Here is an 18,834-nt window from a genome sequence, read left to right on the forward strand (position 1 = left end):
GCTCTCTATGATACAATAAATTTGCTCGTGTCGTTAACTGTACTCATTTCCTCCACTACGATTGCCTTTTATCCGGCGTAATAATCCTGAGAATATAGCTATCGTCCGGGTTTTCCGGCAGCGAACAATAACCATAATGACGGCAATACTCTTCAAGCATTCCAGTGGTAGCGACAATTTTCTGAACTTGTTCGTTTTGCGCCAATTCGTTTTCTCCTGAAATACTTATGTCAGGATGACTTATGCGCAAATGTACCCTTTTAGCGTCCTTGATTTGCTTTAAACTAGCACCAACAGGAAGTCCCAGGAATTTTTGGGCAGTCTCTAATTGTCCTCCGGTAATTTTTTTGATCTCTATCGTTGTAAAGCTCTTTGGCGGCAACGGACCAACCAGTTGAAAATCCAGCTCTATACCATAGTTTTGCAGCAAAGTATTATCTAAAGCTGCTAATTTTGTCTTAACTGCTTCCTCCTGTCCGGACTTTACCAGCATAGCCAGACTAAGAACTATATTATCGCCAGCTACTTCATTTATATAATATTCAGTAAGAAGCGGGGCTAATTCAGCCGGTATTCTACTCCCTATATTCTTTTTTTGACGAGCAAGTGCCCTGCTAATCATTTCACCAACTTTAATTAGATCTTGCTGACTGACTTGTCCTGTAGTCACAAGGTGTTCTTTATAATTCTTGATTGTTTCTTCTTCACTAACCACTGCTAAAACTTTTGGTAAATCACACCAAGAAACAGTCAAGTCCCACTCGTTGTTTCCAGCCATACTGTCCAGCAATTGATTAAACTGACATTCGTTCTGCGCGAGCACCTGCTGAACTGTTTCTATATCATTGATAACAGTTCCCAGTTTCACTGGTACAAGCGGATAATTCCGATGTATTATTTCAATAACGTTGAGGTGCTTAATAAACCAATCCACCAACTCTTCCCGGGTCAATTCGTCAAATGAATAGGTTGGCGCCCGACTAATCGCAAATCCTATGTTTTTGTACCAAAAACCTATGACCGGCTCCTTTTCCCCATCAATTTCCACACTGGTAAAAGGCTTGTTATGATCATTTCTTCCTAGCAAACCGTATAAATACACTTGATTTTGCAAAATTCGCCCCTCTCTTTCTTTTCTTTAGAATTTAATTTGTAGTTTGGAGTAGTAATAGTTGATAACATACACTAATTTTTTATGCTGTGGTTTACCAATTCTTGGTATTTCACCATTTTGCTTTTGATAAAATTTGAGTTTTTCAAGAGATTATTTCGTTTCTCATCCAGCATTCTCAGTTCCTGTTCCATCCGACTCTTTTCCTTAGCCAATACATATAGTTCTAAATAATCTTTGCGAGTATTTTCCATTCGGGGCATGCTGGTAATTTTACGGACTATTGATGTTGGAATACAACGCATACCTTTTATTTCCGAAAGAGATTTCATAACTATTCATTCTCCTTTTCGGCAATAGGTTTGAATTAATGTATAGATGTGATCTTTTAGTGGTCTTTGACTGTCAATATTGCAGGATCTGGTAATTTCCGAACCAAGAACCTCCGTACATATCTGGCAAAACATGTCATTCTGGGCGTCCACCGGTATGCCCAGGACATTAATGGACTTGGCGATCATAATGCATCCACGTACAGTAGGCGCAAATTCGCATTTTCCTGTAGCCCGAAGATCACGTACGATATTTACGATGCGTTTGGCATCGTCTAACGATAAACCGGACTTACTCTGTGTAATAAACACTTCCGTTTCCTTGTCGAAATAGTCTAGATCAATTGTAATCATGCGGTCCCGCAAGGCATCCTGACTGCGATAAACCCCTGCGTATTCTTCCGGATTACTAGTAAAGATCGCTGTGAACTGTGGATGTACTTTCATGTAGTGTTCGTTTTCACTACGAATAATGGGGAGATCCAAAATCTGCTCCTGTAAAACCGGCAAAAGTATGTTATTCGCTTCAGGCCGTGAACGGGTAAATTCATCGTAAATCAAGGTATATCCGTACTTGCAGGCTACTGTTAACCGGCTATCTATCCAGCGTTGAAGCATATCTTCTTCGGTTTTGAGTACGGATTGTATAAAATTATCCATTACCTTGCGCACACGAAAACCACACCTGCCGCCAATCAGATCAGACGTGCTGAGTTCATCGTCACCATGAATAAGCATTACCGGCCTTCCCAATTTCCCAGATATATGCATAGCCAATGATGTTTTCCCGGTACCGGAGCAGCCACGCAAGTGAACGGCAAAACCTGCTTTGATATAGGCTAACGCCCGGTTAGTAATGCCATTTATATAATCACTTTCGATAAAATCCGACTGAGCAGCAGGTATGTGAAAATTGGAAGCCTCTTTAATAATCATCAAAAAATCACCCCTCTCTACTAAATGTAAATTACCTTTTAATTTTTACATAATTTTACTCTTCACTCTAAAAGCGCCTCCACTTGTGTTAAGCTCTCTTTGCTAACATGATATGACGGGTTATCAAATTTGTTCCTAAATTCCACTTTTTACTAAATTATCCATTAATCCGTTTCCTGCGGCGTATAATACAGATAGACTATTGGAGAAAAACAGGCTAGAAAAGGAGTTATCCTGGCGAAGCCCGCTAACCTTCAGAAAGACTTGATTGAGAACTTTCTTTCTAATATACTCCGTACCTGCTTCATTGATGCTTCTTTTAAGCTTGTCAACTATCAAGCTCTGCGTTTCCAACTATAGATCCTACAAATTCCAGAAATACATTTGCCGGTAGTAAAGACACTTTCCACACCTCCGGCATATGATACAGTAAAAGTTACCGTAATATGGCATCATCATATAATTGATATACTCCGTACCTGCTTCATTGATGCTTCTTTTAAGCTTGTTTACCATCAAGCTCTGCGTTTCCAACTATAGATTCTACAAATTCCAGAAATACATTTGCCGGTAGTAAAGACACTTTCCACACCTCCGGCATATAATACAGTGAGAGTTACCGTAATATAGCAGCAGCATATGATTGATATACTCCGTACCTGCTTCATTGATGCTTCTTTTAAACTTGTCTACATCAGGCTCTGTGTTCAACTATAGATCCTACAAATCCCAGAAATACATTTGCCGGTAGTAAAGACACTTTCCACACTTCCAGCATATAATACAGTGAAAGTTACCGTAATATAGCAACAGCATCATCATACCTTGTCATTTTACTAGTTTAAAGGAGGTGATAAAATGGCAGTTAGAACTGCAATGGCATCCTCCAGTCTGGTTGAAGTCGTTGACCGCATCCTGGATAAAGGGATCGTCGTTGACGTCTGGGCTCGTGTTTCTCTCGTTGGGATTGAACTATTAGCTATTGAGGCACGGGTAGTAATTGCTTCTGTTGAAACCTTCCTCAAATATGCTGAAGCAATCGGTCTTACCGTAGATGTTCACTCTCATCACCAGCATGATGAATGTGCTTTTTAAAACAACTTTTAATGTCAATACTTTTACTGATTGAGGTAAAACTGAGTATCCCTCACTAAAAAGAAAACATTACCGCATGGATAACTCGCATATTTTTCCCCACACGCATATACTCAGCAAGTCATACCAAAGAACTGTTTTTGATTCTCATTACATTGGGGCAATCGCCAACTGTAATCTAATTAATTACAGCTGACGTATGATATATGCCTATATTACCTATCTTAGGATATCAAAGGAGATGAAAAAAATGGCCGTTAGAACAGCAATGGCATCCTCCAGCCTGGTTGAAGTCGTTGACCGCATCCTGGATAAAGGGATCGTTGTTGACGTCTGGGCTCGTGTTTCTCTCGTTGGGATTGAACTATTAGCTATTGAGGCGCGGGTAGTAATTGCTTCTGTTGAAACCTTCCTCAAATATGCTGAAGCAATCGGTCTTACCGTAGATGTTCACTCTCATCACCAGCATGATGAATGTGCTTTTTAAAATAACTTTTCCCGTTCCATAATTAATACTTTCAATCCACTGGTCACAACGCCAGATGTAATGAATTGCACCTGGCGCTGTGATATCAGCCTATAACTTGTTGGATTCATTTCTCATTACCACTATGGATTAGTAATCATCCTTCCTGCTAATTGTGGGAGGATTTTTTTTAATATAAAAACCCCAGGCAACCAACCTAATCATGCCCAAAACACCCGTAACGTTTTAATGAGGAGAGAATGATATGTCTGATTCTGTTAAAGCCCTTACCGCCTTGGATTCTATTTTTAAACCTGCAATGAGGGCGAGTTGTCAGCCGAACTTTATTGAATTAGCCATTCTAAACATTGACCAGTGTCCTTGTGACAGCGAAGCTATAACGTATTGGCAAGCTGCAGACCCTATAAATGGATTTATATTTATAGCAAATAAGGGGCATTTTGCCATGAAGGTAACGATTACCCAGTCCGACTCCAGACCCTCCTTAATAGATACTATTCTTCCCTGCCAGTCAAAATTTTTTTCCAGTACCTTGTTAACGGGATTTACGGTCGAATGCATAGGCTGTTCAATAGGCTGTACATTTGAAGCAAGCAAATGCATTGGTGAAGCTATTGTCATGCTTAACACTATCTGACCAGGCCATAGAAAAATCGTAATTATTAACTGTACCAAATAGCTTCCGTTTAAGCTGTTTAGAGTATAATCAAGCAGGAAGAGCAATACCACCATATACACCGTCCACTATACGAAAGATTGGGCTATTGGCTGTATAGCTAATAACCCAATCTTTCGTAAAATCCGTCTTCACCGTTTTAGCCTGCCTTATATCGTTTTTAATTCCTGATTGGCCGTTGGGGCTTGGCTTGTCAAAGCACCCTGCCGCCTGCTTTCTTCACGCCGGATTTCTTTATCCCATTGAGTAAACAAACCATATTTATTCATAGTTTCTACGCCCGCTAGCACCGCACTTAGACTGACACCCAAGAGTGGCACACCAGCCACCGTAATTAAAAGGTCGGCGTTTAACACCAGTCCTTTATCTAAAACACGATCCAGCAAGTCATTGAGAGTTACCTTTTGTTCGCGCGTAGGTTGCATCTTACCCTCCTGACTGCTCCGCCAAATTGTAGACGCTGCGATATATCACATAAAACTGTAAGGTGGCCATGGACCACTGAAACTTACCGTAACACCAGAATAATTAATCTTCTCCAAGGCTTCGCCCAATTTTTCACATTCATTTTTTTCTGCCAAACATGACAAATTCAACAACATCAGTTCGTCTTTTTCCGGCGGCTTAACCTTCTCAACCTGGTATTTTGCAATAGTTTGGGTAATGCTTGCATAGATATCATGAAATAACTTATCTGCATGATCGGCCAGCTTTTGTTTTAGCAGGGTTTGAAGCTTTCCTTGCATTAAAAAAGCTTTGCCCTTGGCGCTGACATTCACTTCCTCCTGCAGTGCCTTTAGTTCAAAGTCGGTATTCATAAGTTCAGTTGCCGCTATGCAGCAGTCCAAAAATACTTTCACAATATATTCTTTTTTACCGCAGACGATTTTGAGTTTGCTTTTTAGCCGACTGTAATTCATTTCAAGCCAATGAATCAGACTGTCTGCCGCCACTTCGCCCGGTTTGCCTTTAACAATGGTATTAAAGGCAAATGGCAAGATATTAGCATAACTACTCATTGCTGCTTCGATCACTTTCTCATGACACAATACCCAGTCGATCACCTGTCTTTCATCGTCAGAATTGTACGGTTCCGACTTACAATCATGCGTTAACACAGCAATATCCCTGTACTGTATCGCATAAACATACTTTTCATCAATACCCCGCATGGTCGGTTGTATCAAGCTATCGCCAATCTCGATCACACAATAAAGATATCGCCCTGCCGGCAAAACGCCAGCAGCTCCCTCTAAACTACCAGCATCACCGGCCAAAGAATAATTCTTGTTGTGAGGCATAATCTTCCACTCACTCCTTTGGATTAAATATATCAACCACCTCGTTTATTATGTCATCAAGGCCAGTACGGATCTGTTCAACTGCCGACTGAAGGTTTTGTTCAACCTTAATCTTCGTTACAGTTTGCTCCAACTCCATAAGAGCGTTGCCAAGCCGCTCAATTTCATCATCATCCAATCCTCCTCCTTCAATTCGTCGAAGAGCCTGCGTTTTAAGCGCGTCTTGGATAATTTCAACCAGAGCCAACACCAAACCCAGAACACCTGCCTGCAAATTCCCTTCATCAATATCAATATGCATACTTACTCCTAAAAAAAGATTTGTCTTACGCAAAGTCCTTTGTACACGTCAAAGGTTTATGTACCATCAACGCTCAGACAAAACTTGCAATACCTTGGCACTTACCCATCCACACCACGGGCAGCCGGTTGTAAGCAATTCCTCTTTAGCTGATACTTTATTACATCTTGGACAAGTTTCTTTGTCTTCTTTAGCCTCTTTTAGCAACTTTTCATTCATTTGCAAATCGAAAGGAAATTGCACACCATATTTTGCCGCTGTTTCAAATGAGGCTATGGTCGCTCTTAGCTTAATACCTAATAGCTCAACTCCCACCAGCGTAACTGAAATGTCGGCGTTGATAACTATCCCTTTGTCAAGTATCCTGTCGACGACATCAAGCAGGCTTACTCCTCCTGTGCTTTTTGTCGGCACCATTTTTCAAACCTCCTTGATCGGAAACAATTAGAGAAAAAAACAATAAGTTATTAGCATTGCACCTCGTACTTTAACAATTTACTTTTCTACTTGTACATTTCATCTATTTATAAAAACGCCTCCAATTGTATAAGCCGCTCTTTGCTAACATGATATGACGGGTTAGTAATTTTATTCCTAAATTTCGCATTTTCTCTAACTATATACAACACATTAACGAAGAATTAATCCTTCGTTAATAGAAATGCCGGAGTAGATACAATAAGGCCGCGCTGAAACTAAGTTTCAACACAGCCCCAGTGGTGTTTATAGAATTTGGTTTGGAAAGGGTAAAACGTGAGAAATGGTTCACTCCAATATAATAAACAAGAGATAAAGAAGTAGCGGAACAATTAGATAAAATGAGAGGAATTATGCACACTTAAATTTCCGAATTCGTGTCTTGAGACCGGGGAGCATTACAACATTGATTTGCACCCTCTACAATTATTGCGCAAAGTGTCGCATTGGTAATAATACTAACAGTACCACCATCCATATTAATGTCAGGAGTTACTACTACAGTATAGGTACAGCATTTACTTGGACAATCACCACAATCACAAACGAAGAATGAGACTGTATCTGTAGTAACTAAAGATACAGTTTCACAAGGATTTACAGCAACAGCACGGGCTCTTTCGAAAACCCATTTTGGTCCGACAGCAACTGCTTGGTACTGATTGTTACATTGCTTAAATACCTGATAGTTTAAAGTTATATCCTTAGCAGCTGGAACTGTTACATTACTAGCAAATTCAAGCTTTATGCGTGGATTACAAAAGCAAGAAGTATTTGTCGTAAGAGAAGCAACAGTAACTCCTACAGGCGTTCCACATGTCGGTATAGTTATCGATGCTATGCCAGGAGTTCCACATTTTAAAAGAGTTAAACCTGATTTTGGATATCGACCATCCTCTAAATTATCTTTACCATTAGTTTTTGACATTGAATCCATATATTAATTCCCCCTTAAAATATAAGTGAAACCAAGAGTTTCGTATACGAGTCTTTACAGGAAATCAGCCGGTCATAAGGTGAAAGACGCAACCGACAGGACCAGGACAAAACCTTATCGGTGTCATCTTTTCCTATTTTTATCATCTCCTTTATGTCTTATATAACATTATATGCTTGAAGTAGCTTTTTTGTGTTATGTGAAAATCTTATTCTCTCCCCCCTCCCTCACCCTTCTTCCTCTTCTTCCAATGCCTCAATTACAGCCAATTTTCTCATCAGTTCCTGCTCTCGCTCATAGTATTCGTCTTCACTGATCTGATCCAGATCTAGTTGTATTTGTACTTCTGCGAGTTCCATGCTAATTTTTGTTTTGTCCCGGTATTCAGCGTCACTCTGTTCGACAATCTTTTCTGCTAAAGCAGCTATGCCCGCGACCGGAGCAATTAAGGGAAAAAGCAATAGAGCGACTAACATAACCTCACTCCTTTTAGCTTCCCTATAATTTCTACGAAAATATAGGGAAGTATAGAACCAATATATTTAAAAATAATACCAGAATACAATTTTACTCTTCATTTTAAAAGCGACTTCAATTGTATTAAGCTCTCTTTATTAACATGATATGACAGGTTATCAAATTTGTTCCTAAATTCCACTTCTTTCCCAAGTTAACCATTGATCCGTTTCCTTATGAAAAGTGCCCTGATGTCTATCCGACAACAGGGCACTACTCTTATGTTTTTTGCCACTAACACCAGGATTGGTTATAAAAAGAATGTCCCTTTGCTTCTGCTTAGATTGATTTCTTTACATTTCATTTGTCCCTGTAAAGCACCATTTGTTTATAACCCTCATAAAATACAAAGAAATACACTCATACTAATTTTACAAGGAGGTATATGTATGTCCGAAACCGAAAAAAAAGCTAATTTTAATGAAACTATTTCTCCGTCTGATTTTGTTAAAGACCACACCAAAGCAAGACCATGTATTTATTCCCATCCCCAATCATGCGCTTCATGCTTCTTTGAATTACCGTTGATAACAATTGCTCAACCTTGTGATGCTCAACCACGAGTATATTGGCAAGCTACAGATGATGTAGATATTTTTATATGGATAAACAACAAGGGCCATTGTACCATGAAAGTTCTGCTTGCAGAAGCCGGCTGTAAATCCCCTATAACTGATACAGTTCTTCCTGGCCAGACAAAACTATTTTCCAGTAATTGTTTGAGAAAATTTGCCATTGAATGTTGTAAATGTGAGTCGGTAAAATGCCTTGGCATTGCAAAATTTTTTGTAAAAAGCAGCGCCTGCCAATAAGCTTGTCTACTATCAAGCTCTGCGTTTCCAACTATAGATCCTACAAATTCCAAAAATGCATTTGCCGGTAGTAAAGACACTTTCTGCCCCTCCGGCATATAATACAGTAAAAGTTACCGTAATATAGCAGCAGCATCATCATATCTCGTCATTTTACTATCTGAAAGGAGGTGAAAAAATGGCCGTTAGAACTGCAATGGCATCCTCCAGTCTGGTTGAAGTCGTTGACCGCATCCTGGATAAAGGGATCGTTGTTGACGTCTGGGCTCGTGTTTCTCTCGTTGGGATTGAACTATTAGCTATTGAGGCGCGGGTAGTAATTGCTTCTGTTGAAACCTTCCTCAAATATGCTGAAGCAATCGGTCTTACCGTAGATGTTTACCCCCATCACCAGCTTAATGAATGTGGTTTTTAAAACAACTCTTCCCGTTCCATAATTAATACTTTGAATCCACTGATCACAACGCCAGCTGTAATGAATTACACCTGGCGCTGTGATATCAGCCTATACTGAAGAAACCTTCCTGCAAGTATGATGAAGTAATCCTTCTTAACATGAATACAGAAAAACCTTTTAAACACCCTCCACAGAGGAGAAAGTTTAAACGAAAGGTGGTGATTTTTATGGGTAGCAGGAAATGTCGTCTGGAAAATGAAGCTCAAAGAAGGCAACAAGCTGTACTTGATAGACAAAACCGAATAACCGAACGCCAGGCTACAGTTTCAATCGCAAAAAATTTCCTCAATTCATGTGCTGAACACTTTCAGTACATGAGCCATGAACAAGCTGAAAAGCTCAGCAAATTTCAGCAAGAATGTTATGATGCAGAAGTTATTCGAAAACAGCAGGCGTTAGAAGAAATTACAGAAAGAAAAGCACTAATACACGATTTTCTTAAACAATTCCAAATCACTCATGCTGAAACAAGTCACGCTTTACGTGAAAAAACAATGGCCTCAGTTAATAATGTGCGTCAAGAAACAACTAACTTGTTGGATTCATTTCAAATAGAACGTCAGGAAATTATACCAAAGCAGCGTAAATTTCTTGCCGTCTTTGTCAAAAATCTCAAAGCCCAAGAACTAGAACGACGCCGGTGCACTCAAGAATATCTCTATGAATTATTTGATCTAAGTTTTTAATATGGAATGTAATCTCTATTCATTTATAATCATCCTGCTGCTTGTAGGAGGATTTTTTTTTTTCGCAATCGTCTCAAATTCAAGAAATTGAGACAATGGAATACTCCCTTTCTGAACAATCAAGTTGATTTTTCAAAGAACATTCGGGCTAGAGGTAACTCCATTTGCTTATTTTAATCATACAAGGAGATGTGTGCATATATGTCTGAAAATAAACAAAAAACCACTTTAAAGGGAAGTATTGATTCGTTTAATTCTGTTAACCGCCACACCGAACTAGAATCCTATAAATCGCCCATTCATGCTCTGCCTAAAACATGCAATTCATACTTCTCTGAATTACCACCTATAATCATTGATCAACCTTGTGATACTCAAGCAAGAGTATATTGGTACGCTACAGATAAAATAGATAGTTTTATCTGGATAGTCAACAAGGGGTGCTGTATCATGAAAGTTTTGATTGCAGAAGCCGGCTGCAGATCTCCTTTAACTGATACTATTCTTCCCGGCCAGACAAAACTATTTTCTAGTAACTGTTTTAAGAAATTTGCAATTGAATGTTGTCAATGTAGCCCGGTTAGGTGCCTTGGCATGGCAAAAATTATTGTAAAGAATTGAACCTGATAAAACCTAAAAAAACTTGTCCATCAGTCCTGAAACAGGGTCTCAAAATAGGTTTTTTGAACCTATGAGAGGCAGCCCCGTTTTTTATTCGGCATAAATCATTATTGATATCGAAACCTTCTTTTAATATCTTGATCTTCCCATGTTTCTTGCCTTTTCTTCCCACCAGCCAAAAGCAATTCTAGCCTGCAAGCAAGATATCTCCTGCCCTACTAAAAAGATGGCAAAAGAGCCTCCCGACGGAATAATAAACCTTCCGTCTTTTTCTGCTACAACTGTCGTTATGGCAGGAATTACCCTATCAAAAGGATTCACTCCGTCATTTGGCACATCAGCAATCTCTTGAGCAAAATTCAACTCCACTACCGGTCTCGGTATCATAGATAATGTCATATTAGACGGCATTACCATATTGGAAGCCGTTCCTGTCCCAGGCATTTGGGAATTAATCCAAATTTCGGCCAAAAAATCCGTCCCGGATATGTTGGTAATAGTGAATATATTTACAAATAATTTTACTTGAGAATCGATTGGATTAAATAATCCACCCCATGCATTTCTGCCGTCGCTAAAGCTTAAGACGTTGGTCTGTCCCAGAAAATATCGGCCCTGAATAGATTCACACAGCGAGTTAGGGATAATAACCCCCCTTTTCGCCATCAACCTTCCCCCTTGTAATATCTTTAATAATCCTTGTATTTTATCAGATGACCAAGAAGACTGTGGCACCATGAATTAACCTTCGCTTACGACTAATTCATGGCACTACAGTCTTTAATGCCAAAGACATAATGATAAGTTTCAGAAAATTGTTTTCATTACAAGAAGCTTATCAATAGCCGTTTGAAAATGCTGTCTTTGCAGAATCAATTCAACTGCATCCAACTGGCCAACCATAATACAATTGCGGACTAATAATCTGGCCGCATTATTACATACCAGCTCAATCTGAGCACCTGACCACCCTTCAGTTTTCCTGGCCAATTCAGTCAAAATAACGTCATCGGCTAGTCTCCTGCCATTCGTGTGTACGCCAAAAATAAGCCCCCGTTCTTTCAGATCTGGCAGAGGTATTTCCAGCATTAAATCAAACCGTCCCGGACGAAGCAGCGCTTCGTCAATTAAATCCGGCCTATTTGTTGCCGCTACAACATTAACGCTTTTAAGTTTTTCAAGCCCGTCAATCTCAGTAAGAAGCTGGCCAACAATGCGATCCATGGTAGCATCACCACTATTGCCGCCAGCCTGACGCCTAGGAGCCATAGCATCCAGTTCATCAAAGAATATAATGCAAGGAGCAACCTGCCGAGCCTTCTTAAATATTTCCCGCACTCCTTTTTCTGATTCTCCCACCCACTTGGAAAGCAATTCAGGGCCTTTAATTGATATAAAGTTAGCCTGACATTCTGTAGCTATTGCCTTGGCCAGCAAGGTCTTGCCTGTGCCTGGCGGTCCGTACAGCAGAATGCCTTTAGGAGAAGGAATCAGGGCTTGTTGGTAAAGCTTTTCATATTTAATTGGCCATTCAATAGCTTCCTGCAACTCTTGCTTAACCCCGTCCAATCCTCCAATCTGATCCCAATGAATATTAGGGTTTTCAACAAAAACTTCCCGGATTGCTGAGGGCTCAATTTCGGCTAAAGCCTGGAGAAAATGCTCCATTGATACTGTCAAATCCCGCAGTAATTCATATGGCAAATAATCTTGACTCATGTCTATCTCAGGTAAAACACTACGTAAAGTAATCATAGCAGCTTCTCGGCACAAGGCTGCCAAATCAGCCCCTACAAAACCATGGGTAATATTTGCCAGTTGAACTAATTCCACATTCGCCGCAAGCGGCATGCCTCTTGTATGTATTTGCAGGATCTTTAACCGTCCGTTTTTATCAGGAACACCAATATTGATTTCACGGTCAAAACGTCCGGGACGTCTCAAGGCTGGATCAATTGCATCCGGCCGGTTAGTTGCCCCGATGACGATAATTTCTTGTCTGGATTCCAAGCCATCCATAAGAGCCAACAGTTGAGTTACTACTCGCTTTTCTACTTCACCGGTGACCTCGGCGCGTTTAGGAGCTATTCCATCCAGTTCGTCCAGAAATATAATACTTGGTGCATTAGCCCTGGCTCGCTCAAAAATTTCGCGTAAATTCGCCTCACTTTCCCCATAAAACTTAGCGATAATTTCCGGCCCGCTAATTTGGGTAAAATTAGCATCAGTCTCTCCCGCAACCGCTTTAGCAATCAATGTTTTACCTGTCCCCGGCGGCCCGACAAGCAGAACTCCTTTAGGAGCCTCAATCCCTAAGTGCTCAAAAATTTGCGGATATTTTAGTGGCAGCTCAATCATTTCACGAATACGCTGAACTTCACGTTCCAGACCGCCGATATCCTCGTAACTAATTTTTTGTCCCAGACCTTTTTTCTCGCCAGTACTATCAATTGGGTTCATTTTCACCCGCGTAGAAGCTTTGATTAAAGCTAGTCCGTCTGGTTTTGTCGCCGTTACACGAAAGTCCTGCGCGTTGGAACCAAATAGATTTACCCGTACCCGGTCTCCACTGGTAACGCACACACCTTCAAGAAATTTCCCCAAATAGCTGGTATCTTTTATCATTCGTCCAGTAGGCACCGTACCTAATGGTATCAAGGTAATCTCCTGGGCCAAAACAGGTTCCGCCTTATATACATTAATTTTATCTCCCAGGCTACCTTGCACATTTTCACGAGTTATGCCGTCAATTTGAATAATACCTTTGTTCCTGTCGTCAGAAAAGGCAGGCATAACTCTGGCCGCAGTACGACGCCGGCCAACCATTTCCACTATATCGCCGATTTCTACGCCCAATTTGGTGAAATCACCAGGATCAAATCTGGCAAAATTTCTCCCTACATCTTTGGACAATGCTTCGGCAATTTTTAAAGATACCACCTCGTTTTTCCCCATTGCTTGCAAAATCCTCCTATTGTTGTTCTTTCACTCGCGCCAGCCCGACTTCTAAAATGCCATATGTACCATCAACGCGCCGACAAAGCTTGCCGTGCCCGGGCACTTATCCATCCGCACCACGGGCAGCCCGTTGCAAGCAACTCCTCTTTAACTGATACTTTATTACATTTTGGACAAAATTCTTTGTTTTCTTTAGCCTCTTTCAGCAGTTTTTCATTCATTTGCAAATCGAAAGGAAATTGCACACCATATTTTGCCGCTGTTTCAAATGAGGCTATGGTCGCTCTTAGCTTAATACCTAATAGCTCAACTCCCACCAGCGTAACTGAAATGTCGGCGTTGATAACTATCCCTTTGTCAAGTATTCTATCGACGACATCAAGCAGGCTTATTCCTCCAGTGCTTTTTGTCGGTACCATTTTTAATCCACCTCTTTGTCTAGTTCACCTAGCCTATATAAAATCCAACTACCTGAATCGTCTCTTTAGGTAATTTAAACCTATTGTGAAGAAAGCTAACGATAACTTCTTTTGCTTCACTTATCCCTCCCAGTCCTTGTTAACCCTCCTCTTCTTCCTCTCTCTCCAACGCCTCAATTACCGCCAATCTTTTCATCAGTTCCTGCTCTTGCTCACAGTATTCGGCTTCACTGATCTGGTCCAGATCTAGCTGTATTTGCACTTCTGCGAGTTCCATTCTAATTTTTGTTTTGTCCCGGTATTCAGCGTCAATCTGTTCGACAAATTTTTCTGCTAAAGCAGCTATGCCTGTGACCGGCGCATTTAAGGGAAAAAATAATAAAGAAGCTAACATAGCCTCACATCCTTTAGATTAACTATAATTTCTACGAAATTATAGGGCGGTATAGGACCAATATATTTAAAAAGAACCCCAGAGCCATAACTTTCAGCTAATGTATTGATCTTGGCGTCAAATTCATCTTGCCGGCTTTTCTCTATCAAAAAATTAGCATTAACAAACATATGATTCCCGTATAGATCATTTTCCTTTACCTCACAGGCGATTTTACTTAAAGGTTTCATTACTCCAGACTGGCATACTTCTTTCTTTTCCATCAAGGCGGCTTCGACCATGTGTCCTAATTCAATCTGCTGATTGAGGCTAAGGTGTGTCGGTATTTGAGATAATTTATTCTTGAGTTTTTTGATATCAGAATTTTCCTCTAATATTTCTTTAAACACCTGTTTTTCATCTGCCCATAAAACTCGTAGGCCATATTGATTTTTATCATTCATATGCTTAAGTAACGCTTTCAATTCCTTATATCGGGGTTTTAAAAGAAAATTTATGATATCGCTTTCGGTTTCAGTCACCGTACCAAAACGTACTGGCAACAAAGTCCGTTCACTTAATACCGCTTCCAAGACTTTCTGGTGAGCAATAGCATGTTCTCTGCTAACAGTATATTTTTTCAAATTCGATTCACTTACTACAGCCGCTAGGTCTTGATAATGTACGGTAAAAACCCTCTGTCCCCCGCCAATTGGTACAGCATCAAAAATAAGCGGCTCGGCGCTCTCTATGATACAATAAACATATTTGCTCGTGTCGTTGTTAACTGTACTCATCTCCTCCACTACAATTACCTTTTAACAAGCAGGAAGTCCCTGGAGTTTTGGGGCAGTCTCTAATTGTCCTCCGGTAATTTTTTTGAGTTCTATCGTTGTAAAGCTCTTTGACGGCAACGAACCAACCAGTTGAAAATCCAACTCTATACCGTAGTTTTGCAGCAAGGTAAGTTCGAAGTAGTACTGGTTGATAACTTACACTGATCTTTCATGCTGTGGTTTACCAATTCTTGATATTCCACCATTTTGCTTTTAATAAAATTTAAGTTTTTCAAGAGATTATTTCGTTTCTCATCCAGCATTCTCAGTTCCTGTTCCATCCGGCTCTTTTCCTTAGCCAATACATATAGTTCCAAATAATCTTTGCGAGTATTTTCCATTCGGGGCATGCTGGTAATTTTACGGACTATTGATGTTGGAATACAACGCATACCTTTTATTTCCGAAAGAGATTTCATAACTATTCATTCTCCTTTTTGGCAATAGGTTTGAATTAATGTAGAGATGTGATCTTTTAGTGGTCTTTGACTGTCAATATTGCAGGACCTGGTAATTTCCGAACCTAGAACCTCCGTACATATCTGGCAAAACATGTCATTCTGTGCGTCCACCGGTATGCCCAGGACATTAATGGACTTGGCGATCATAATGCATCCACGTACAGTAGGCGCAAATTCGCATTTTCCTGTAGCCCGAAGATCACGTACGATATTTACGATGCGTTTGGCATCGTCTAACGATAAACCGGACTTGCTCCGTGTAATAAGCACTTCCGTTTCCTTGTCGAAATAGTCTAGATCAATTGTAATCATGCGGTCCCGCAAGGCGTCCTGACTGCGATAAACCCCTGCGTATTCTTCCGGATTACTAGTAAAGATCGCTGTGAACTGTGGATGTACTTTCATGTAGTGTTCGTTTTCACTACGAATAATGGGGAGATCCAAAATCTGCTCCTGTAAAACCGGCAAAAGTATGTTATTCGCTTCAGGCCGTGAACGGGTAAATTCATCGTAAATCAAGGTATATCCGTACTTGCAGGCTACTGTTAACCGGCTATCTATCCAGCGTTGAAGCATATCTTCTTCGGTTTTGAGTACGGATTGTATAAAATTATCCATTACCTTGCGCACACGAAAACCACACCTGCCGCCAATCAGATCAGACGTGCTGAGTTCATCGTCACCATGAATAAGCATTACCGGCCTTCCCAATTTCCCAGATATATGCATAGCCAATGATGTTTTCCCGGTACCGGAGCAGCCACGCAAGTGAACGGCAAAACCTGCCTTGATATAGGCTAACGCCCGGTTAGTAATGCCATTTATATACTCACTTTCGATAAAATCCGACTGAGCAGTAGGTATTTGAAAATTGGAAGCCTCTTTAATAATCATCAAAAAATCACCCCTCTCTACTAAATGTAAATTTCCTTTCAATTTTTACATAATTTTTCTCTTTGCTTTAAAAGCGCCTTCACTTGTATTAAGCTCTCTTTGCTAACATGATATGACGGGTTATCAAATTTGTTCCTAAAATTCTACTTTTTTGCCAGGTTAACCATTAATCTGTTTTCTGCTGCGTATGATATGAATCATATTGTACAGTGCATTATAGGATATGAAGAATACTTTAATAAAATGATTAGATTAAAAACCGATTACGTATCATCATTTTGTTAGCATACGACATACAATGTAATAGAGTTTTCTCTACTATATTTTGTATCAAAAAAGGAGGATCCTTATTTATGCCCATATTAAAAAATATTGAAAGAGTGTTTAACTATCAAGCCAATACCATAGCTCCGCCCTTCCCTATCAATTTGCCTGCTGGCGGTACGGTATCGTTAGCCACCCTTGCCATACCTGTACGCCATGCTGCCTATCTGGTACGGGCCGTAATCAACTGGGGCGCTACTTTTACGCCGCTTGCCAGCCAGTCTACGCTTACCGCGCCTGGATTTGCCCAGGTGCAATTCCAGATAGTAAGAGACGGCACGCCTATTGAACTCGTAACGCAAACAGCAGGCCAGACTGGTTTCGGAATCGGCTTAGCTTTCACTACTGCAACCTCAACTTACGAAATTGCCGCAATGCAAATTTTGGGTACCGGATCGCTTTGTTCTTGTGTTGGAAATCCAATTTCCACATTTGAACTGCGTGCGACCAATATCACTTTGCAAGCACCGCTAAATATAGCGAATACTGTTTCCACTGCAATCGGGACTCCAGCAGCCGCCGTCGGTCTTGTATCTCTGACCGTCGAAGAAATAGAACCATGTAGAACCGATCCTGATAAAGCCTAAAAATCCATGCCCCTCAATCCTAAAACAAGCACAACCGCATGTTGCGCTTAACATACCGTAAACAAAGGCACTCTACGCAAAGCGGAGGGCGCTGAAAAGCCTACCGTTTTTTCAGGGAATTAAATAACTATATTGAAAAAGACGACTCAAATTCATTCTTTGAATGTTAGAGTCGTCTTTTTTTATCAATTATTTTGCTTTGTTACCTTGTTTCACTCCTGAATTGAATGTAATCAACCATCTACAAAAGACTACAAAAAGAGACATAATATATCTTATTATTAAATAAGTATATAAAATACAAAAAACTGTAAAAAAAAGAGAGGAATGTGGTTTCATTCAGCAGCTAAAAACAATACGCCTTCAATAAATTTTTTAATATTAACTTTGCCATGATAAGCACTCTTCCCTTGGATAGAAGCCATCTCGTGTCTAATTTCCTTAAAATCGAACAGTGCGCCGCTATACATTTCAAATTTATCATCGTGATAATCCTCAATCCCCATATTAGCCACATTTTGCATGGCTTTGGCAATAGCTCGCCTGACCCGCTGTTCAATGGTTTTAACATCTTGCCCAATAGCCACTGATAACTCCTGATACAGTTCATGCAGCTGATAAGTCTGATTCTGCCCGTGACTCAGACGAACATTGACCAACTGGGCTAACTGGTAAATATTTTTGGCCCCGGCTTCACTAATGATGCCCAGCTCTGAAAATATCCGGTTAATCCGGTTTCGTTTAGCATTGTCATCCTGCTCGATCGGCTTAGCATCAGGACTAACATAACGGGCCGTTGTTTGGGAAATCAGTGACATAACTGCCCGTAACTTCCTGCTTTCTTCCACCTTGCGGATTACCGAGGTAATCTCTAACACATTAATTGGCTTATGAATATAAAAGTCAATTCCGATCTCGTACGCTTTAGTAATCATGGGCTGACTGGTACTTTCAGAAATCATAATAAACGAGGTATCCATGCCTTTTTCCTTGAGTTTTCTAATTAATTCAACCCCGTCCTGCCCTGGCAGCAGCAAGTCAACCAAAGCCACATCTGGTGAATAGTCGGCAATAACGGCCTCGCCCTTGAGCCCATCGCCGCATTCTGCCACAACGGTTCCCAAATCATATTTTTTAATAATATTGCAGGTGATTTTTCGAATACTTACATCATCTTCAATAATGACAAACCGCATTTCCCCACCCCATCTACTATCTTACTATCCAAAGGCCTATG

General features: G+C 40.4%; 25 protein-coding genes. 7 read left to right on the forward strand and 18 right to left on the reverse strand.

Going from position 1 to position 18,834, the window contains the following annotated elements; all coding sequences use genetic code 11:
- Window positions 1–55: 55 nt before the first annotated feature.
- The 3 genes from AC1ECB_RS20205 to gvpN (AC1ECB_RS20215) all read right to left on the reverse strand — a co-directional run bounded on the left by AC1ECB_RS20205 (window position 56) and on the right by gvpN (AC1ECB_RS20215) (window position 2,379).
- Complete coding sequence (locus AC1ECB_RS20205) at window positions 56–1,114, reverse strand: GvpL/GvpF family gas vesicle protein (protein ID WP_485665464.1); 1,059 nt, start codon at window positions 1,112–1,114, stop codon at window positions 56–58.
- A 71-nt stretch (window positions 1,115–1,185) separates the two neighbouring features.
- The gene (locus tag AC1ECB_RS20210) at window positions 1,186–1,443 is read right to left on the reverse strand and encodes a hypothetical protein (protein WP_485665465.1); all 258 of its coding nucleotides are present in this window, start codon (window positions 1,441–1,443) and stop codon (window positions 1,186–1,188) included.
- 6 nt (window positions 1,444–1,449) lie between these two features.
- Entirely contained in the window at window positions 1,450–2,379 is a 930-nt protein-coding gene (gene gvpN, locus AC1ECB_RS20215) for a gas vesicle protein GvpN (protein WP_485665466.1), read from the reverse strand.
- Between the two features lie 858 nt (window positions 2,380–3,237).
- Here gvpN (AC1ECB_RS20215) and gvpA (AC1ECB_RS20220) point away from each other — a divergent pair.
- The 3 genes from gvpA (AC1ECB_RS20220) (at window position 3,238) to AC1ECB_RS20230 (ending at window position 4,598) form a co-directional block, all read left to right on the forward strand.
- The gene (gene gvpA, locus AC1ECB_RS20220; RefSeq protein WP_485665467.1) at window positions 3,238–3,474 is read left to right on the forward strand and encodes a gas vesicle structural protein GvpA; all 237 of its coding nucleotides are present in this window, start codon (window positions 3,238–3,240) and stop codon (window positions 3,472–3,474) included.
- A gap of 250 nt (window positions 3,475–3,724) precedes the next feature.
- On the forward strand, window positions 3,725–3,961 hold the full coding sequence (gene gvpA, locus AC1ECB_RS20225) for a gas vesicle structural protein GvpA (protein ID WP_485665467.1): 237 nt from the start codon (window positions 3,725–3,727) through the stop codon (window positions 3,959–3,961).
- Window positions 3,962–4,205: 244 nt separating this feature from the next.
- Window positions 4,206–4,598 carry a hypothetical protein gene (locus tag AC1ECB_RS20230; RefSeq protein WP_485665468.1) on the forward strand — a complete coding sequence of 131 codons (393 nt, stop codon included), beginning with the start codon at window positions 4,206–4,208 and terminating at the stop codon, window positions 4,596–4,598.
- Between the two features lie 188 nt (window positions 4,599–4,786).
- On the opposite strand, the gene AC1ECB_RS20235 is transcribed toward AC1ECB_RS20230, so the two are convergent.
- The 7 genes from AC1ECB_RS20235 to AC1ECB_RS20265 form a co-directional block, all read right to left on the reverse strand.
- Window positions 4,787–5,062 carry a gas vesicle protein gene (locus tag AC1ECB_RS20235; RefSeq protein ID WP_485665469.1) on the reverse strand — a complete coding sequence of 92 codons (276 nt, stop codon included), beginning with the start codon at window positions 5,060–5,062 and terminating at the stop codon, window positions 4,787–4,789.
- 45 nt (window positions 5,063–5,107) lie between these two features.
- On the reverse strand, window positions 5,108–5,938 hold the full coding sequence (locus tag AC1ECB_RS20240; RefSeq protein WP_485665470.1) for a GvpL/GvpF family gas vesicle protein: 831 nt from the start codon (window positions 5,936–5,938) through the stop codon (window positions 5,108–5,110).
- A 10-nt stretch (window positions 5,939–5,948) separates the two neighbouring features.
- Window positions 5,949–6,239, reverse strand: a complete 291-nt coding sequence (locus tag AC1ECB_RS20245; RefSeq protein ID WP_485665471.1) for a gas vesicle protein K — start codon at window positions 6,237–6,239, stop codon at window positions 5,949–5,951.
- Between the two features lie 66 nt (window positions 6,240–6,305).
- A complete protein-coding gene (locus tag AC1ECB_RS20250; protein ID WP_485665472.1) occupies window positions 6,306–6,656 on the reverse strand; it encodes a gas vesicle protein in 351 nt (116 codons plus the stop codon).
- A 421-nt stretch (window positions 6,657–7,077) separates the two neighbouring features.
- Window positions 7,078–7,653 (reverse strand): DUF4489 domain-containing protein, encoded by a 576-nt coding sequence (locus AC1ECB_RS20255; RefSeq protein WP_485665473.1) that lies wholly within the window; start codon window positions 7,651–7,653, stop codon window positions 7,078–7,080.
- A gap of 227 nt (window positions 7,654–7,880) precedes the next feature.
- Complete coding sequence (locus AC1ECB_RS20260; RefSeq protein ID WP_485665474.1) at window positions 7,881–8,129, reverse strand: gas vesicle protein GvpG; 249 nt, start codon at window positions 8,127–8,129, stop codon at window positions 7,881–7,883.
- A gap of 593 nt (window positions 8,130–8,722) precedes the next feature.
- The gene (locus AC1ECB_RS20265; protein WP_485665475.1) at window positions 8,723–9,061 is read right to left on the reverse strand and encodes a hypothetical protein; all 339 of its coding nucleotides are present in this window, start codon (window positions 9,059–9,061) and stop codon (window positions 8,723–8,725) included.
- 98 nt (window positions 9,062–9,159) lie between these two features.
- Between AC1ECB_RS20265 and gvpA (AC1ECB_RS20270) the strand changes: the two genes are divergently transcribed.
- From gvpA (AC1ECB_RS20270) to AC1ECB_RS20280, 3 genes are all read left to right on the forward strand, one after another.
- A complete protein-coding gene (gene gvpA, locus AC1ECB_RS20270) occupies window positions 9,160–9,396 on the forward strand; it encodes a gas vesicle structural protein GvpA (RefSeq protein ID WP_485665476.1) in 237 nt (78 codons plus the stop codon).
- A 209-nt stretch (window positions 9,397–9,605) separates the two neighbouring features.
- Window positions 9,606–10,124 (forward strand): hypothetical protein, encoded by a 519-nt coding sequence (locus AC1ECB_RS20275; RefSeq protein WP_485665477.1) that lies wholly within the window; start codon window positions 9,606–9,608, stop codon window positions 10,122–10,124.
- A 201-nt stretch (window positions 10,125–10,325) separates the two neighbouring features.
- The gene (locus AC1ECB_RS20280; RefSeq protein WP_485665478.1) at window positions 10,326–10,745 is read left to right on the forward strand and encodes a hypothetical protein; all 420 of its coding nucleotides are present in this window, start codon (window positions 10,326–10,328) and stop codon (window positions 10,743–10,745) included.
- Window positions 10,746–10,874: 129 nt separating this feature from the next.
- Here AC1ECB_RS20280 and AC1ECB_RS20285 read toward each other — a convergent pair whose 3' ends face one another.
- From AC1ECB_RS20285 to gvpN (AC1ECB_RS20315), 7 genes are all read right to left on the reverse strand, one after another.
- Window positions 10,875–11,411 carry a DUF6143 family protein gene (locus AC1ECB_RS20285; RefSeq protein ID WP_485665479.1) on the reverse strand — a complete coding sequence of 179 codons (537 nt, stop codon included), beginning with the start codon at window positions 11,409–11,411 and terminating at the stop codon, window positions 10,875–10,877.
- 141 nt (window positions 11,412–11,552) lie between these two features.
- Complete coding sequence (locus AC1ECB_RS20290) at window positions 11,553–13,700, reverse strand: CDC48 family AAA ATPase (protein WP_485665480.1); 2,148 nt, start codon at window positions 13,698–13,700, stop codon at window positions 11,553–11,555.
- Window positions 13,701–13,771: 71 nt separating this feature from the next.
- The gene (locus AC1ECB_RS20295; RefSeq protein WP_485665481.1) at window positions 13,772–14,122 is read right to left on the reverse strand and encodes a gas vesicle protein; all 351 of its coding nucleotides are present in this window, start codon (window positions 14,120–14,122) and stop codon (window positions 13,772–13,774) included.
- Window positions 14,123–14,261: 139 nt separating this feature from the next.
- Window positions 14,262–14,516: a gas vesicle protein GvpG gene (locus AC1ECB_RS20300; protein WP_485665482.1), complete on the reverse strand. Its 255-nt coding sequence runs from the start codon at window positions 14,514–14,516 to the stop codon at window positions 14,262–14,264.
- Entirely contained in the window at window positions 14,510–15,292 is a 783-nt protein-coding gene (locus AC1ECB_RS20305) for a GvpL/GvpF family gas vesicle protein (protein ID WP_485665483.1), read from the reverse strand. Before AC1ECB_RS20305 ends, AC1ECB_RS20300 begins: the two co-directional genes overlap by 7 nt.
- 143 nt (window positions 15,293–15,435) lie before the next feature.
- Window positions 15,436–15,750 (reverse strand): hypothetical protein, encoded by a 315-nt coding sequence (locus AC1ECB_RS20310; protein WP_485665484.1) that lies wholly within the window; start codon window positions 15,748–15,750, stop codon window positions 15,436–15,438.
- Window positions 15,751–15,756: 6 nt separating this feature from the next.
- Window positions 15,757–16,686 (reverse strand): gas vesicle protein GvpN, encoded by a 930-nt coding sequence (gvpN, locus tag AC1ECB_RS20315; protein WP_485665485.1) that lies wholly within the window; start codon window positions 16,684–16,686, stop codon window positions 15,757–15,759.
- Between the two features lie 353 nt (window positions 16,687–17,039).
- Between gvpN (AC1ECB_RS20315) and AC1ECB_RS20320 the strand changes: the two genes are divergently transcribed.
- The gene (locus tag AC1ECB_RS20320; RefSeq protein WP_485665486.1) at window positions 17,040–17,597 is read left to right on the forward strand and encodes a hypothetical protein; all 558 of its coding nucleotides are present in this window, start codon (window positions 17,040–17,042) and stop codon (window positions 17,595–17,597) included.
- A 335-nt stretch (window positions 17,598–17,932) separates the two neighbouring features.
- Here the strand turns inward: AC1ECB_RS20320 and AC1ECB_RS20325 are convergent, their stop codons facing one another.
- Window positions 17,933–18,793, reverse strand: a complete 861-nt coding sequence (locus AC1ECB_RS20325; RefSeq protein ID WP_485665487.1) for a response regulator — start codon at window positions 18,791–18,793, stop codon at window positions 17,933–17,935.
- Window positions 18,794–18,834 lie beyond the last annotated feature (41 nt).

It is taken from the genome of Sporomusa sp. 246TCP1 (assembly GCF_057319775.1).

Excerpts from the sequence above, each read along its gene's own strand:
- AC1ECB_RS20210 (WP_485665465.1), bottom strand. The coding sequence starts at position 1,443 with ATGAAATCTCTTTCGGAAATAAAAGGTATGCGTTGTATTCCAACATCA.
- gvpN (WP_485665466.1), bottom strand. The coding sequence starts at position 2,379 with ATGATTATTAAAGAGGCTTCCAATTTTCACATACCTGCTGCTCAGTCG.
- gvpA (WP_485665467.1), top strand. The coding sequence starts at position 3,238 with ATGGCAGTTAGAACTGCAATGGCATCCTCCAGTCTGGTTGAAGTCGTT.
- gvpA (WP_485665467.1), top strand. The coding sequence starts at position 3,725 with ATGGCCGTTAGAACAGCAATGGCATCCTCCAGCCTGGTTGAAGTCGTT.
- AC1ECB_RS20230 (WP_485665468.1), top strand. The coding sequence starts at position 4,206 with ATGTCTGATTCTGTTAAAGCCCTTACCGCCTTGGATTCTATTTTTAAA.
- AC1ECB_RS20235 (WP_485665469.1), bottom strand. The coding sequence starts at position 5,062 with ATGCAACCTACGCGCGAACAAAAGGTAACTCTCAATGACTTGCTGGAT.
- AC1ECB_RS20240 (WP_485665470.1), bottom strand. The coding sequence starts at position 5,938 with ATGCCTCACAACAAGAATTATTCTTTGGCCGGTGATGCTGGTAGTTTA.
- AC1ECB_RS20245 (WP_485665471.1), bottom strand. The coding sequence starts at position 6,239 with ATGCATATTGATATTGATGAAGGGAATTTGCAGGCAGGTGTTCTGGGT.
- AC1ECB_RS20250 (WP_485665472.1), bottom strand. The coding sequence starts at position 6,656 with ATGGTGCCGACAAAAAGCACAGGAGGAGTAAGCCTGCTTGATGTCGTC.
- AC1ECB_RS20255 (WP_485665473.1), bottom strand. The coding sequence starts at position 7,653 with ATGGATTCAATGTCAAAAACTAATGGTAAAGATAATTTAGAGGATGGT.
- AC1ECB_RS20260 (WP_485665474.1), bottom strand. The coding sequence starts at position 8,129 with ATGTTAGTCGCTCTATTGCTTTTTCCCTTAATTGCTCCGGTCGCGGGC.
- gvpA (WP_485665476.1), top strand. The coding sequence starts at position 9,160 with ATGGCCGTTAGAACTGCAATGGCATCCTCCAGTCTGGTTGAAGTCGTT.
- AC1ECB_RS20275 (WP_485665477.1), top strand. The coding sequence starts at position 9,606 with ATGGGTAGCAGGAAATGTCGTCTGGAAAATGAAGCTCAAAGAAGGCAA.
- AC1ECB_RS20280 (WP_485665478.1), top strand. The coding sequence starts at position 10,326 with ATGTCTGAAAATAAACAAAAAACCACTTTAAAGGGAAGTATTGATTCG.
- AC1ECB_RS20285 (WP_485665479.1), bottom strand. The coding sequence starts at position 11,411 with ATGGCGAAAAGGGGGGTTATTATCCCTAACTCGCTGTGTGAATCTATT.
- AC1ECB_RS20290 (WP_485665480.1), bottom strand. The coding sequence starts at position 13,700 with ATGGGGAAAAACGAGGTGGTATCTTTAAAAATTGCCGAAGCATTGTCC.
- AC1ECB_RS20295 (WP_485665481.1), bottom strand. The coding sequence starts at position 14,122 with ATGGTACCGACAAAAAGCACTGGAGGAATAAGCCTGCTTGATGTCGTC.
- AC1ECB_RS20300 (WP_485665482.1), bottom strand. The coding sequence starts at position 14,516 with ATGTTAGCTTCTTTATTATTTTTTCCCTTAAATGCGCCGGTCACAGGC.
- AC1ECB_RS20305 (WP_485665483.1), bottom strand. The coding sequence starts at position 15,292 with ATGAGTACAGTTAACAACGACACGAGCAAATATGTTTATTGTATCATA.
- AC1ECB_RS20310 (WP_485665484.1), bottom strand. The coding sequence starts at position 15,750 with ATGAAATCTCTTTCGGAAATAAAAGGTATGCGTTGTATTCCAACATCA.
- gvpN (WP_485665485.1), bottom strand. The coding sequence starts at position 16,686 with ATGATTATTAAAGAGGCTTCCAATTTTCAAATACCTACTGCTCAGTCG.
- AC1ECB_RS20320 (WP_485665486.1), top strand. The coding sequence starts at position 17,040 with ATGCCCATATTAAAAAATATTGAAAGAGTGTTTAACTATCAAGCCAAT.
- AC1ECB_RS20325 (WP_485665487.1), bottom strand. The coding sequence starts at position 18,793 with ATGCGGTTTGTCATTATTGAAGATGATGTAAGTATTCGAAAAATCACC.